A 14,171-nucleotide genomic window follows, 5' to 3' on the forward strand; every position below is an offset into this window, starting at 1 on the left:
GGCGCGGCATGCCGCGCCCCTACCATTAAACAATAGGGCTGGGTAGCATTACAGTGAGTCGGGATCCGGCCCCAGACGGTTGCCGATATCCAGTTGGGTGATATCGCTCAGTTCGTCTTTATCCAGTTTGAAATCAAACACCTCAAAGTTCTCACGAATGCGGGATGGCGTGACCGATTTCGGGATCACGATCAGACCGCTGTCCAGGTGCCAGCGCACCACGATTTGCGCCGGGGTCTTCTCGTATTTTTCCGCCAGCTGTTTGATCACCGGCTGGTCGAACACCCCTTCGCCGCCCTGTGCCAGTGGGCTCCAGGATTCGGTAGCGATGTGGTGCGTTGCGTTCCAGGCGCGCAATTGGCGTTGTTGCAGCAACGGGTGCAGCTCAATCTGGTTAATTACCGGCGCGATACTGGTTTCGTCCAGCAGGCGTTGCAGATGCGGGGTATGGAAATTGCAGACCCCGATACTCTTCACCAGCCCCTGTTCACGCAGCTTAATTAGCCCTCGCCAGGCTTCCACGTATTGATTCTGCTGCGGTTTCGGCCAGTGGATCAGGTACAGATCGACGTAGTCCAGCTTGAGTTTTTCCAGGCTGGTTTCCAGGGCGGCCTGTGGATCCCCCTGCTCGTCGTTCCACAGCTTGGTAGTGATAAATAGCTCATCGCGTGGCACCGAGGCGGATTGCAGTGCAGCACCGACCCCTTCCTCGTTCTTGTAAATTGCAGCGGTATCGATCGAACGATATCCCACTTCCAGCGCCTTGAGCACCGCCTGGTTGGTGTCTGGAATACTCGCCTGCCAAACGCCGAGACCCAACTGCGGCATCAGATTACCATCGTGGAGTTTGATGATGGGTTGTTGCGTTGTCATGCGCATCTCCTTGTTAACGGATTGCCCGGTGCTGCATGCACCAGGAACAGCTATACCCGTCATACTTCAAGCTGCAGGTGTGTTGGCTGCGAGCGCTTACCCGAATCACTTACTTGAGTAAGCTCATCGGGATGCTCGCTCTTGCCTCCTTCCTGCAACTCGAATTATTTAGGCTATATCAGTAGATTCTAGTTGGCAAACTGGGGTGGTGCTGAGTTTGCTAAGCAAATTGCAGCGATATCAGAATAGTGCTTAGGACTGCGCCCGATGACAGCTCGGGCGCAAGAGACTGAAATTAAAGCCTGACAGGCAAGCGCGAGTTTGCGATTAACGTGCCGCCTCATAAATACGCTGGCTGACTTCCAGGGTGATGTCCTGATGCTCGCCCAGAGCGGTCATGCCGTGCTGATGCAGCTTATCAAGCAGTGCCGGGATCGAGCTGCCGTCGAACTGGTAATCGGCCATGCGGGTTGGCACGCCCATTTGTTCGAAGAAGGCGCGGGTGGCGGCAATGGCACCGTCAATGCGGCTGTCTTCGCTGCCCTCACGCAGACCCCAGACGCGGTCGGCGTACTGCAGCAGTTTTTCGCGTTTCTGCGTTTTTTTCTCGTTCAGCAGTGCCGGCAGGACGATGGCCAACGTCTGGGCATGATCCAGACCGTGCATGGCGGTTAACTCGTGGCCCAGCATATGGGTTGCCCAATCCTGCGGCACACCGGCACCGATCAGACCGTTCAATGCCATGGTGGCGCTCCACATCACGTTGGCGCGCACGGCATAGTTTTCCGGTTCGGCCAGCGCACGCGGACCATCTTCCAGCAGCGTCAGCAGCAGGCCTTCGGCAAAGCGATCCTGTACTTTTGCATCGACCGGATAGGTCAGGTACTGCTCAATGGTGTGGACAAAGGCATCGACCACGCCGTTGGCGATCTGGCGCGGTGGCAGCGAATAGGTCACGACCGGATCCAGTACTGCAAACAGTGGCTGAACGTATGGTGAGAAGAAATGCTGTTTGTCGCCGCTGCTTTTACGGGTGATCACCGCGCCGCTGTTGGATTCAGAACCGGTTGCCGGCAGTGTCAGTACGCAACCCATCGGCACTGCGCCTTTGATTTCGCAACCGACGGTTTTCAGGATATGCCATGGGTCGCTATCTGCCTGATAGTGGGCCGCTGCGGCGATGAACTTGGTGCCATCAACCACTGAACCGCCACCGACGGCCAGCAGGAAATCGATGTTCTCTGCACGCACCACCTCGACCGCTTTCATCAGCGTTTCGTAGGTTGGGTTAGGTTCAATACCGGAGAACTCTTGCACGTTACGCCCCGCCAGTGCGGAATAAACCTGATCCAGCACGCCATTTTTCTTCACGCTGCCGCCACCGTAGGTGATCAGAATACGTGCATCGGCAGGGATCTGCTGAGCCAGGCCGGTGATTTGGTCTTGGCCGAACAGGATTTTGGTTGGGGTATGGAGAATAAAGTTTTGCATGGCTGATTTCTCTTCTGCATAAGGCAAGCGCCGGATGGCGCAAAATATCTGGGGTGTATTGTCAGTAACCTGGCCCCGCAGCACAATGCTCATTCCTGCCCGAGTCTTGCCTATTCCTACAAAATGTTGTAGGAAATTCGAGTTTTAAACTATTATTTATGCCGAATTATTCTTAGTGTAAGAGGGTTTTCCCGTGAGTGAAATCGATGAACTGCGCGGTCGTATGGCGCGCCAGGCGGCCTGCTTTGCCGAGAGTAACGGTTATACTCCCTCGCCGGTACCCCTGGTGAAAATCCTCTATGTGGATCGTCATTGCCCGCGTCAGCCGGTGATGTACGAACCTGGGGTGGTGATCATTTTCCAGGGCCACAAAGTGGGTTACTGCGGCAATCGGGTGTTCCAGTACGATCCGCGCAACTACCTGTTGATGACGGTACCGCTGCCGTTCGAGTGCGAAACCTTTGCCAGCCCGGAATTGCCGCTGGTGGGGCTGTCGGTGAATATCGACAGCCAGATGCTGCAGGATCTGTTGATCGACATCGGCGATGACGACTACCTGATAAAACCACGCAGAGAAAGCAGCGGGGTTAATCTGGCGGAGCTGTCGGAAGAGCTGTTGTGCGCCACCGAACGCCTGCTGGACGTGATGGCCAAGCCGCTCGATGCACGGGTATTGGGGCCGCAGATTGTGCGCGAAATTCTGTACCATGTGTTGCGTGGCAGCTGCGGAACGTCATTGCAGGAACTGGTCAATCGCCATACCCACTTCAGCCAAATCGCCAAGGCGCTGCGACGCATCGAGAACCAATATGCCGACAGCCTCAACGTTGAGAAGTTGGCGGGGGAGGTGAATATGAGTATTTCGGCGTTTCACCATAACTTTAAGGCGGTGACCAATACCTCGCCGTTGCAGTATGTGAAGTCCTATCGGCTGCACAAGGCGCGCCTGTTGATGGTGCATGACGGTCTGAAAGCCAGCACCGCAGCGATCCGCGTCGGCTATGAGAGCGCTTCGCAGTTCAGTCGTGAATTCAAACGCTTCTTTGGCGTGACGCCCAGCGACGAAGTGGCCCGACTGCGCGATAACCCTCCTTTAATGATGGAAGGCTAATCCCGCAGCCGGGGCGGTAATTCAGCGCGTCAGTACAATTTTGCCAAACGCCCCGCGATCGAGATGATCGAGTGCCTGCTGCAGTTGGTCAAAGCGATAGCGTTGATCAATCACCGGTTGCAAGCCATTGGCATCCACCGCCCGTACCAGATCTTCCAGTGCGCGGCGGTGGCCGACGCCAATCCCCTGGATCACCGGCGATTTTAGCAGCAGCGGTCCGGCAGGAGCCGAGACCTCAAAGCCCTCCAGCGCACCAATCACCGAGATGCGTCCCTGCACGGCGACGGCGCGAACCGAATTACTGAGGTTAGGGCCGCCAACGGTGTCGACCACGTGGTCGATGCCGTGATCCTGTGTTAACCGATACAGCGTCTCTACCCAATCGCCCTCCAGGCGATTAATGCCGTGATCGGCCCCCAACGCCTTGGCTCGCGACAGTTTTTCGTTGCTGCTGGAAGTGACGTACACTTCGGCACCGTGCAGTTTGGCGATTTGCAGCGCGAACAGTGCCACCCCGCCGGTGCCCTGTACCAGCACTGATTGGCCAGAGAACAGGTGACCCTGTTCCACCAGCGCGAACCAGGCGGTCAGCCCGGCGCAGGGCAGGGTGCTGGCTTGCGCGTCGTCCAGCGAGGCGGGGGCGGCCACCAACCAGTCCTCATGCAGCACCACATATTCCGCCAACATGCCCTGATAAAAACCGCCCAGCGTACGGTAAGGCGGGATGCGCGCATTACCATAGGGCTTCTGTTTGCCATCTATCCAACCAGGGCTGAAGGTGGAAATTACCCGCTCGCCCGGTTGGAAACGGCTGACTCCGCTGCCAATTGTATCTACTTCACCGGCCATGTCGGAAGCAGGAATAAACGACGGTGGCAACTCCAGCCCCATGCCGGTTTCGATCATCAACTTATCGCGGTAATTAAGCGATACCGCATTCACTTTCACCCTAATCTCATGTGGCCCCGGTTGCGGAATGATGCTTTCGCTCAGTTTCAGGTGTTGACGCCCGAGGACATTCATTGTCCAGCGTTGCATTGTTTCGGCCATGATTGACTCCAAAGTCAGTGATAAACAGACCTGTAGATATTATCGTTGATTAATGTTCGCCAGTGGCGATAAGATTTCCTTTGATTGTTTCTCTAAAGGCTACAAATCATGACCGACCGATTGAACGGTATTTCGGTGTTTGTCACCGTCGTGGAGGCGGGCAGCTTCGCGCTGGCGGCCAGTCGGCTGCACCTTTCACGTTCGGCGGTGGGGAAAACCATTGCCCGTCTGGAGCAGCGATTGGCTGTGCGCCTGTTCCACCGAACCACCCGCAGTTTGAGTCTGACCGATGACGGCGCTCTGTTTTATGAACGTTGCTTACGGGCGCTGGAGGAGATCCGCACCGCAGAAACTCTGCTGGAGTCGGGCAAACAGCAGGTCAGCGGCAGGCTGAGGGTGTCGATGCCGGTGCTGTTTGGCCGCATGTGCATTGCGCCGCTGTTAACCGCCCTGGCGCGTGAGCACCCGGGGCTGGAGCTGGAGCTGTCATTCAACGATCGCATCGTGGATTTGATTGAGGACGGTTTTGATCTGGCTGTCCGTAACGGGGCGTTGCCCAGCAGCAGCGGACTAGTGGCGCGGAGCATCGGCGATCACCGTATGACGTTGTGTGCGGCACCGGAATACCTGCAGCAGCATGGCGAGCCGAAAAGCCTTGAACAGCTGACTCAACATGATGCGGTGACCTACATGCGCGCCGGTGTGGTGCGTAACTGGCTGATCCCGGATAACGGCGGCAAAGTGCAGGAAGTGATGCCAAACAAGCGGTTGCAGATGGATGACCTACAGGCGATGGCGGATGCCACGGTGGCCGGGTTTGGCATTTCCTGGTTACCTTGTTGGCTGGTGCGGGAATCGTTGTTGAAAGGGGAATTGGTCAGGCTGATGCGCGATCGGCCAGGTATGTCATTTGAAGCTCATGCGGTGTGGCTGCAGACTCCACATTTGCCGTTGAAGGTACGGTTGGCGGTGGATACGCTGGTGAGCAAGTTGCCCCCGAGCCTGGCGCTGGTTGAGAAAGCCTTGTAGGGGCGGCTATTGCCGCCCGCAAGCCGATCAGGAAGAGGCGGCGCGCTTTTTACGCCAGATAACCAGCATGGCGCCCAGCAGCCCCACCAGCAGCAGTAGCAGCGGCAGGATCATCAGCCCGGTCATTACCTGACTTTCGTAACGTTTCACCAGTGGGATCTGGCTGAAAGCATAGCCAAGACCGACCACCGCACCAACCCAAATCACGGCGCTCAGCCAGTTAAAGATCTGAAAACGCGTGCTGTTCAGGCCGGAGATACCGGCCATGGTCGGTAGCAAGGTACGAACAAAGCCCAGAAAACGGCCGATCACCAAAGCCATCAGGCCATGGCGGTTAAACAGATTATGTGCACGTTGATGATATTGAGCAGGCAGCTGTAGCAACCAACCTTTGACCAGACTGGTGTGACCCAGCCAGCGTCCCTGTATGTAGCTCAACCAACAGCCGAGGCTGGCGGCAACGGTTAAAATGATCAGCGTTGGCACAAAGGCCATCACGCCTTTGGCTATCAGGGCACCCGATAACAGCAGCAGGCTGTCGCCGGGCAAGAAGGAGGCGGGCAGTAGTCCGTTTTCTAAAAACAGGGTGGTGAAAAGTACCGCATAAACCACCCAAATTACGCTTGGATTGGCAAGGGCAATAAAGTCCTGCTGCCAAAGCGCATGAACAATCTCTCGTAATACATCCATTATATATCCTGTTGCATGCCGGTTGCGCCTGGAGTTACGACCCCAGGATGCGGTGTTGACCGTATCTGACAGTTACCCGGCTAGTGTAACGCTAATAGCTTAAGCACACATTAAACAAGGTGAATAAAGTTGCCATTGCAACAGGTGGCGCGTCAGTGCGTGTTGGCGATACGCTCGAATCCGGCGGCGAGGTCGTCAATCAGATCCTGCACGTTCTCCAGACCGATATGCAGGCGCACCAGGGTGCCGGAGAAGTCGATGCCGCCGGCCGGGCGGATGGCTTCCAGCTCCTCCGGTTGGTTAGCCAGGATCAGAGACTCATAGCCGCCCCAGGAATAGGCCATGCTGAAGTGGTTGAAGTTGTCGAGATACTCGGCCAACTGCGCGTCGCTCAGACGCTGTTTCAGCACGAAAGAAAACAGGCCGTTGCAGCCGCTGAAATCACGGCGGTAAAACTCGTGGCCCTTGCAGCTGGGCAGCTCCGGGTGATTGACCACCGCTACCTCCGGCCGTTTGGCCAGCCAGTTGGCGACTTCGATGCTGCCTTGCTGATGCTGCTTCAGGCGGACGCCCAGCGTGCGCAGGCCACGGCTGGCCATATAGGCTGTATCGGCGTCTACCATCTGGCCCATCAGATAAGAGTATTCGCGTAGTTGATCCCAACAGCGCTGGTTTGCCACGGCGGTGCCGAGCATGTAATCGGAGTGGCCGATAATGTATTTGGTCCCGGCCTGAATCGAAATATCAATGTCGAAGTCCAGCGCCTTGAACAGCACACCGGCCGCCCAGGTATTGTCGATCATGATCACCACTTCAGGTGCCACCGCGCGAATTGCCTGCACCATGGCCGGGATATCCTGAACTTCCATGGTGATCGAGCCGGGGGATTCAAGAAACACCACGCGGGTATTGGGCTGAATAAGCCCGGCGATATCGGCACCGATCAGCGGGTCAAAATAAGTGGTTGCCACGTTCATGCGGCTCAGAATATGGCTACAAAAATCCTGCGTGGGTTCATACACCGAGCCGGTCATCAACAGGTGGTCGCCGGCGCTGACAAAGGACAAAATGGCGTTGGAAACCGCCGCCGCGCCGCAAGGGTAAAGTACACAACCTGCGCCGCCTTCCAGCTCAACCATCGCATCCTGTAACGCGAAGTGGGTCAGGGTGCCGCGCCGGCCATAAAACAGTTCGCCGTGTGCCCGTTTGGCGGTGGCGTGCTTTTTGGCCGCCACCGAATCAAAGACCAGTGAAGAAGCGCGTTGGGTGACGGGATTGACGGAGCCCTGGGTGTAGCGCTTGCTGCGTCCTGCGCCGATCAGGGTGGTTTCGATGTTTTTTGACGTCATAGGAGCTGGCCCACCTTTGGCTTGGTCTTCACGGGGTATTTGCGATAGCCCTTAAGTTAGCATGATGCATGATAGCCATCCAGACGTTTTAACTGCTAAATGTAAAAGCAATGGCAATTTACCCGTTCGGGCGGCGTCGTTTTGCCGATTATTTGGTAAATAATAATGAGAACTACTATCAATCCCTGATTGGTTTGATATGATCGCACGCTGAATTATTCTTCAATTTTGTTCGGTAACGGGTGGAGGCACAGCGTGAAAACGGCTGGCAAGCATTTAAATCAAGGATCGTTCGGTCAGGGCCGGGCGCAATGGGGCCAGGCATTTGGCCGTGGTCTGTTAGCTTCAATGGTATTGGTAGTGGGTCTGGCCGGTAGCGCTCAGGCTGCACCGGCGACTAATCCGGCCGTTACCCAGAGCGTTGCTCCGGCCTCTGCGCCTGCCGCAGCCGTGCCTGAAAGTATCACCCCGCTGAATCCGCAACCGACCATCCAGCCGCCGGAAACTCGCGGTATGGACTTGTCCGTATGGGGCATGTACCAGCATGCGGACATCGTGGTGAAAATCGTGATGATCGGTTTGGTGTTGGCGTCTATCGTCACCTGGACCATCCTGTTTTCCAAGGGCAGTGAACTGATCCGCGCCAAGCGCCGCCTGCGCCGCGAACAGCTGGCGTTGGCCAACGTCCGCTCGCTGGATGAAGCCTCCGAGCTGGCACAGAACTTCTCGGACGAGAGCATCAGTTCTGTATTACTCAGCGATGCGCAGAACGAGCTGGAACTGTCGGCAGAGTCTAACGACAACAACGGTATCAAGGAACGTACCGGTTTCCGACTGGAGCGTCGCGTTGCGGGCTACAGCCGTAACATGGGGCGTGGCAATGGTTTCCTGGCGACTATCGGTGCCATCTCGCCGTTTGTCGGTCTGTTCGGCACCGTCTGGGGCATCATGAATAGCTTCATCGGCATCGCTCATTCGCAGACCACCAACCTGGCCGTGGTTGCTCCCGGCATCGCTGAAGCGCTGCTGGCAACCGCATTGGGGCTGGTTGCCGCGATCCCGGCGGTGGTGATTTATAATATCTTTGCCCGTGTAATCAGCGGTCATCGCGCTCAGGTTGGCGACGTGGCTGCTCAGGTGCTGCTGCTGCTGGGTCGCGACTTGGATCTGGCCGCCACGGCACAAGCCAAACGTTCACAGCATTCACAGCAATTGCGGGTGGGGTGAGTTATGGCGATGCGCTTAAATGAAGATCTGGACGACAGCGGCGAATTGCATGAAATCAACGTGACGCCGTTTATCGACGTCATGCTGGTGCTGTTGATCATCTTTATGGTGGCCGCGCCGCTGGCAACGGTAGATATCCGTGTCGATCTCCCGGCTTCCTCAGCCAAACCGCAGCCGCGCCCGGAAAAACCGGTGTTCTTGTCGGTGAAAGCGGATAAGCAGCTCTACGTTGGCGAACAGGTGGTCAGTGCCGATCAACTGATGTCGGTGCTAGATCAGCGAACTCAGGCGAACAAAGAGACCACCATCTTCTTCCAGGCGGACAAGACCGTGGACTACGAGACGCTGATGAGCGTGATGGATACGCTGCGTAAAGCCGGCTACCTGAAGGTGGGGCTGGTGGGGATGGAAGGCGCCGCCAAGTAGCGGGCTGACATCAGCAAGGTTAAGAGGGGCGCTCGGGCGCCCTTAGGTTGCTGACAAAGCAGGAAAAAGCGTGGTTTTTCCTGCTTTGTGGTGATCGGCCGAAAATCAATAAATTGATTTTCCTGATTTTTCTTTATCGACCTCTACTCGCTCTGGGCAGGAATGAGGTTTGTCATCAGTCTGGGGCGCTCGGGCGCCCTTTTTTATTTTTGAAGTTTGAAAAGATTCAGCCGCGAGCATGGGCCGCCGCGCGGGCGATCTGCTCATCGGTCGGGCGCACGCCGGTATAGAGCACAAACTGTTCCAGCGCTTGCAGCGCAATCACTTCTGCACCGGTAATCACCCGTTTGCCTTGCTCACGCGCTTTGCGGATCAGCGGGGTTTCCGCCGGCAGTGCCACCACGTCAAATACAATTTTCGCCGCAGCAATAGTCGCGGGTGCAAAGGCCAACTGCTCGGCTTCTGTTCCCCCAGCCATGCCGATGGGCGTCACGTTGATGACCATATCTACGCTTAAATCACCGACCTCTGCCTGCCACTGATAGCCGTAGGCCTTTGCCAGCGACTGACCGGCCTGCGGGTTACGGGCGATGATATGACCATTTTTGAAACCGGCATCACGCAGCGCAGCGGTGACCGCTTTCGCCATACCGCCGCTGCCGCGCAGGGCGAAGGACGTTTCCGTTGGGATCTGATACTGCGCCAGCAGCTTGGCGATGGCGATATAATCGGTGTTGTAAGCCCATAGGAAGCCCTGGTCATTGACGATAGTATTGACCGATTCAATCGCGGTGGCGGAAGCATCCAACTGGTCGAGGAAAGGAATGCAGCTCTCTTTGAACGGCATCGATACCGCGCAGCCGCGAATGCCCAGCGCCCGCACGCCACCCACCGCCGCCTGAATATCCTGGGTGGTGAAGGCCTTGTAGATAAAGTTGAGATCCAGCTCCTGATACAGATAGTTGTGGAAACGGGTGCCAAAGTTACCTGGGCGACCGGCCAGCGACATACAGAGTTGGGTATCTTTATTAATCTCACGGCTCACTATGAGCTCCTTAACCTGGAAGAGGAAAAACCTAAGGCTGGCCGTGCAATGCCTTCGAACCGGCGTGGCGCCAGTGGATGCTGCCCGGCAGGTAGAGCGCGTTTTGCTCTAATGGCCGCTCGTCAATCAGCGCACTAACCATGTCGAAACTGTGTTGGGCCAGGGCGCGACAGTCCTGCGCCACGGTATCGATTTTCAACGTCAGGCCATCGAACAGGTAGTGATCGTCAAAGCTGCACAGATGGAGATCGCTTTCCATCAACTGGTGCTGATTCAGATAACGAAGAACCCCTTCCAGCAGGCCGCAGGCGGCGGTAAACAGCGCCTTGGGCGGACGACCAAGTTGCGCGCAGAGTTGGGCGAACATTTCGTAACCGGAACTGGGGTGATAATTACCGTTGATGATCCACTCCGGTTTACACACCACCCCGGCACGTTCCAGACCGAGTTGGAAACCGGCCAGACGATCGCGTGTGGGTGAAATGCGGGGTTGGCCACCAAGGAAATAGAATTCGTCCGGATGCTGACGCGCGACGTTTTCCACCAGCGTGGCGGTCGAGGTTAGCGAGTCGGTGATCACCAGCGGCAGGTCGGAGCCGATGATCAGCCGGTCCATCTGCACCACCGGCAGACCGGCGTTAATTTTTTGGTATTCCGCATCGTTAAGCTGGCTGGAGGCGACAATCAGGCCGTCGACCTGGCGTTGTACCAGACTGTTCACCGCCATCATTTCCTGCGCCGGGTTCTCATCGGTACAGGCGATCAGCAACTGCAAACCGGCCTCGCGGCACAGAGTTTCCAGCTCGCGTGAAATCACCGCAAAACCGTAGTTGGTCATTTCCGGCACCACCAGCCCCAGGGTATGGCTGCGGGAGGATCGCAGTGAACGGGCGTGGAAGCTGGGCTGGTAGTGGTGCTCGCCGGCCAGTGCCAGGATACGATCGCGGGTGTCGTCAGACACCCGATATTCCTTGCTGCGACCGTTAAGCACCAGGCTGGCGGTCGATTTTGACACGCCGGCCAGTGCGGCAATATCACTGATGGTAATGCGTTTATTTTTTTTCACTGACGGCATCTGAATTCATGGAAGGATGCGTCATTCTAGCATGCATGGCGTCAGCGACCAGTACTCGAGCGCCAGTGGGGTTTCACCGCCCAGCTGCAGTTGCGGTTGTGGGCCGGGGAAGTAGCGTGCGCTCATCACCGCCTCGCCGTGGTTGATAAAAATCTCCACGCTGGAGCGGTCAAACAGGATCTGAAGTTGGCTCAGGTTGCCGTGCCAGTAGCGATGTTCCGGCTGCCCGTTACGCAGATTATTACGCGTCAGTCGCAGCAGGGTGCCGTCCCACAGCAGCGTCATCGCCCCGTCAAAGTCGGCGCTGAATGCCCCTTCTGGCGTCAGCAGCAGTTCCGCGCTGCCGACTGGCCAACATGGCGCTTCGTCGGCGATCCCCTGCCATTGCCGGCTTTTACCACGCAATTGTTGCAGTTCGCGCGCCGGTTGTTGGTAAAGCTTGCCGTGATGCAGCGACAGTTCACGTGGGCAGGTCATGATGTGGATCCAGCCGTACTGCAGCGTCGGGTGATAATCCTCGTCCTGTTCCGGCACGCCCATCCAGCCGACCAGCAACCGGCGGCCGTCTTCGGCCTGGGTGGTTTGCGGCGCATAGAATTCAAACCCGAGATCCAGTTCGTTAAAGGCCCCATGTTCGAACCTGGCCTGCCGATAATCCAGCTTGCCGGTCAGATAGCCCGCCTGATAAACGTTGAGATAACGCTCGGCCTGTGCCGCCAGCCCCTGTGGGCAGCAGATCAGTACCTCGGTGTCGTCCAGCGTGAACAGGTCCGGGCATTCCCACATATAGCCGAAGTCACCGATGCCGTTCAGCTGTGAACCGGCAATTTCCCCCAGCCACTGCCAGTTGCGCAGATCGGCGGAGCGCAGCAGCAGCACTTTGCCGCAGTCTTGCAGGTCACGAGCGCCGAGCACCATGTACCAGTCTTCCTGATGACGCCAGACTTTGGGATCGCGCACGTGGCCGCTATAGCCCGTCGGCAGCGGTAATACCGGGCCGAGTTTGTCATAACCACCTTGAGCATTTTCTTGAGCCAGGCACTGATAAGCGGTGCGGGAGCCATCGGGGTATTTGACGTTGCCGGTATACGCCAGCGTGATTTTGCCCTCGGCCACCACTGCCGATCCGGAATAACAGCCGTGGCTGTCGTAGCAGGCTCCCGGCACCAGTGCCACCGGCTGATGCTGCCAGTTGACCAGATCCGTCGACTGCCAGTGCCCCCAACACTTGTTGTGGTGATCGCAACCCAGCGGGTTCCATTGATAGAACAGGTGGAAGACGCCGTTATGCTGAATAAAACCATTGGGATCGTTGAGCAGCCCAACGCTGGGCGCCAGGTGCCACGCCGGCCGGTGCGGATCGCGCAGCGCCTGTGGTATGCCGCTCATCAACGCCTGTGCGGCCTGCTTCATTAAATTCAGTTCTTCCATTATTCGCTGTCCGTTTTGTATTTCAGCAGCAACGAGATAATAAAGGCGCTGCCGAAGGCGATCACCAGACCAATAATATAGCTGACCAGCGAACTGGCCTGCACAATGGCCAGCCCCGGGATCGCCGTCAGACCGACCGCGTTCATGCCGACGTGATTGGCCACTACCCAGGCCCCGCCGAGCGCACCGCCTGCCAGCGCCGCCAGGAAGGGTTTCACAAAGCGCAGGTTAATGCCGAACAGCGCCGCCTCGGTAATGCCGAGCATGGCGGAAAAGGCCGAAGGCACCGCAATGGCTTTGATCTTGGCGTCGCGGGTTTTGAAATAGACCGCCAGACAGGCGCCGCCCTGAGCGATATTGGCCATCGACCAGATCGGCAGCAGGAAGTTAACGCCGATGTTCGGGTTGCCGAGCAGCCCGGCTTCGACGGCATGGAAGCTATGGTGAATGCCAGTGATGACGATGGCGGAATACAGGCCACCGAACAGCAGGCCGGCAGACCAACCGGCGTGGGCGATCAGCGTGCTGAGCACCAGGGAGATGCCATCACCCAGCGCGCGACCGGCCGGGCCGATAAACAGCATGGCGACGAAGCCGGAGATCACCACCGTCAGGAACGGTGTCAGGATCAGATCCAGCGAGTTGGGGATCGCTCTGCGCAGCTGTTTTTCCAGCGTGCTCATAAACCACACCGTCAGCAGCACCGGGAACACCGTGCCCTGATAGCCGATCATGGCAATCTGCAACCCAAAGAAATCCATGGTGTGAAAACCGCTGGCGACGCCCCAGGCATTGGTCAGCGCCGGATGGGTCAGAATGCCGCCGAGCGTAGCGCCCAGATAGGGGTTACCACCAAATTCACGCGCGGCGGTGAAGCCGATCAGGATCGGTAAAATAATAAATGCCGCCGAACTGAACATATCCAGCATCACAAATACGGCGCTGCCAGCATCGACCCAGCCGTAGGTTTTTACCATGCCGAGCAGGCCCATCAACAGGCCGGAGGCGACGATAGCCGGGATGATCGGCACAAAGATATTCGACAGCAGGCGAGCAATACGCTGCAGTGGGTTGAGTTTTTTCGCCGCAATGTCGGCGGCCTCAGACTTGCTGGATTCGCTGACGCCAGCCGCCTTGATAAACTCCGCGTGTACCTTGTTGACCAGCCCGGTACCGAAAATCACCTGGATTTGCCCGGCATTGCTAAAGCAGCCTTTCACCCCCTCCAGTTTGCCGATGGCTACTTTGTTCACCTTGCTGTCATCGAGCAGTACCAGGCGCAGGCGCGTGGCACAGTGGGCGGCGCTGGCAATGTTGTCTTTGCCGCCGAGCAGCGGCAATAGCGCGTTAGCGGTTGCGGTAATGTCCATGTTC

The 14,171-nt window shown here is 57.3% G+C and carries 13 protein-coding genes; 4 read left to right on the forward strand and 9 right to left on the reverse strand.

All coding sequences use genetic code 11. The annotated features are described in order from the left end of the window. Positions 1-48 precede the first annotated feature (48 nt). The gene (gene dkgA / locus ACUTSU_RS20920) at positions 49-873 is read right to left on the reverse strand and encodes a 2,5-didehydrogluconate reductase DkgA (protein ID WP_445654673.1); all 825 of its coding nucleotides are present in this window, start codon (positions 871-873) and stop codon (positions 49-51) included. A 327-nt stretch (positions 874-1,200) separates the two neighbouring features. After that, complete coding sequence (gene yqhD / locus ACUTSU_RS20925; RefSeq protein WP_445652510.1) at positions 1,201-2,364, reverse strand: alcohol dehydrogenase; 1,164 nt, start codon at positions 2,362-2,364, stop codon at positions 1,201-1,203. Positions 2,365-2,587: 223 nt separating this feature from the next. On the opposite strand from yqhD, the gene ACUTSU_RS20930 reads away from it, so the two are divergent. Then, positions 2,588-3,475: an AraC family transcriptional regulator gene (locus ACUTSU_RS20930; RefSeq protein ID WP_445652578.1), complete on the forward strand. Its 888-nt coding sequence runs from the start codon at positions 2,588-2,590 to the stop codon at positions 3,473-3,475. Between the two features lie 21 nt (positions 3,476-3,496). On the opposite strand, the gene ACUTSU_RS20935 is transcribed toward ACUTSU_RS20930, so the two are convergent. Continuing rightward, the gene (locus ACUTSU_RS20935) at positions 3,497-4,525 is read right to left on the reverse strand and encodes a zinc-dependent alcohol dehydrogenase family protein (protein ID WP_445652511.1); all 1,029 of its coding nucleotides are present in this window, start codon (positions 4,523-4,525) and stop codon (positions 3,497-3,499) included. 108 nt (positions 4,526-4,633) lie between these two features. Here ACUTSU_RS20935 and ACUTSU_RS20940 point away from each other — a divergent pair, with 108 nt between their 5' ends. Continuing rightward, on the forward strand, positions 4,634-5,554 hold the full coding sequence (locus ACUTSU_RS20940) for a LysR substrate-binding domain-containing protein (protein WP_445654674.1): 921 nt from the start codon (positions 4,634-4,636) through the stop codon (positions 5,552-5,554). A 27-nt stretch (positions 5,555-5,581) separates the two neighbouring features. On the opposite strand, the gene ACUTSU_RS20945 is transcribed toward ACUTSU_RS20940, so the two are convergent. Together ACUTSU_RS20945 and metC are read right to left on the reverse strand one after the other, a co-directional pair. Continuing rightward, positions 5,582-6,244: a DedA family protein gene (locus tag ACUTSU_RS20945; protein ID WP_445654675.1), complete on the reverse strand. Its 663-nt coding sequence runs from the start codon at positions 6,242-6,244 to the stop codon at positions 5,582-5,584. Between the two features lie 152 nt (positions 6,245-6,396). Continuing rightward, positions 6,397-7,593, reverse strand: coding sequence for a cystathionine beta-lyase (gene metC / locus ACUTSU_RS20950; protein WP_445652514.1), 1,197 nt, complete (start codon positions 7,591-7,593; stop codon positions 6,397-6,399). Between the two features lie 255 nt (positions 7,594-7,848). Here metC and exbB point away from each other — a divergent pair, with 255 nt between their 5' ends. Both exbB and exbD read left to right on the forward strand, forming a co-directional pair. Next, positions 7,849-8,820 (forward strand): tol-pal system-associated acyl-CoA thioesterase, encoded by a 972-nt coding sequence (gene exbB / locus ACUTSU_RS20955; protein WP_445652515.1) that lies wholly within the window; start codon positions 7,849-7,851, stop codon positions 8,818-8,820. A 3-nt stretch (positions 8,821-8,823) separates the two neighbouring features. After that, entirely contained in the window at positions 8,824-9,246 is a 423-nt protein-coding gene (exbD, locus tag ACUTSU_RS20960) for a TonB system transport protein ExbD (protein ID WP_445654676.1), read from the forward strand. A gap of 226 nt (positions 9,247-9,472) precedes the next feature. Here the strand turns inward: exbD and ACUTSU_RS20965 are convergent, their stop codons facing one another. From ACUTSU_RS20965 to ACUTSU_RS20980, 4 genes are read right to left on the reverse strand one after another with little or no spacing between them, the layout of a single operon-like run. After that, positions 9,473-10,291, reverse strand: a complete 819-nt coding sequence (locus tag ACUTSU_RS20965) for a shikimate 5-dehydrogenase (RefSeq protein WP_445652517.1) — start codon at positions 10,289-10,291, stop codon at positions 9,473-9,475. A gap of 31 nt (positions 10,292-10,322) precedes the next feature. Beyond that, positions 10,323-11,366 (reverse strand): substrate-binding domain-containing protein, encoded by a 1,044-nt coding sequence (locus ACUTSU_RS20970; protein WP_445652518.1) that lies wholly within the window; start codon positions 11,364-11,366, stop codon positions 10,323-10,325. 21 nt (positions 11,367-11,387) lie between these two features. Then, a complete protein-coding gene (locus ACUTSU_RS20975) occupies positions 11,388-12,797 on the reverse strand; it encodes a glycoside hydrolase family 32 protein (RefSeq protein ID WP_445652519.1) in 1,410 nt (469 codons plus the stop codon). Next, positions 12,797-14,167 carry a sucrose-specific PTS transporter subunit IIBC gene (locus ACUTSU_RS20980; protein WP_445654677.1) on the reverse strand — a complete coding sequence of 457 codons (1,371 nt, stop codon included), beginning with the start codon at positions 14,165-14,167 and terminating at the stop codon, positions 12,797-12,799. Before ACUTSU_RS20980 ends, ACUTSU_RS20975 begins: the two co-directional genes overlap by 1 nt. Positions 14,168-14,171: the final 4 nt, after the last annotated feature.

It is taken from the genome of Serratia sp. NA_13, assembly GCF_052691735.1.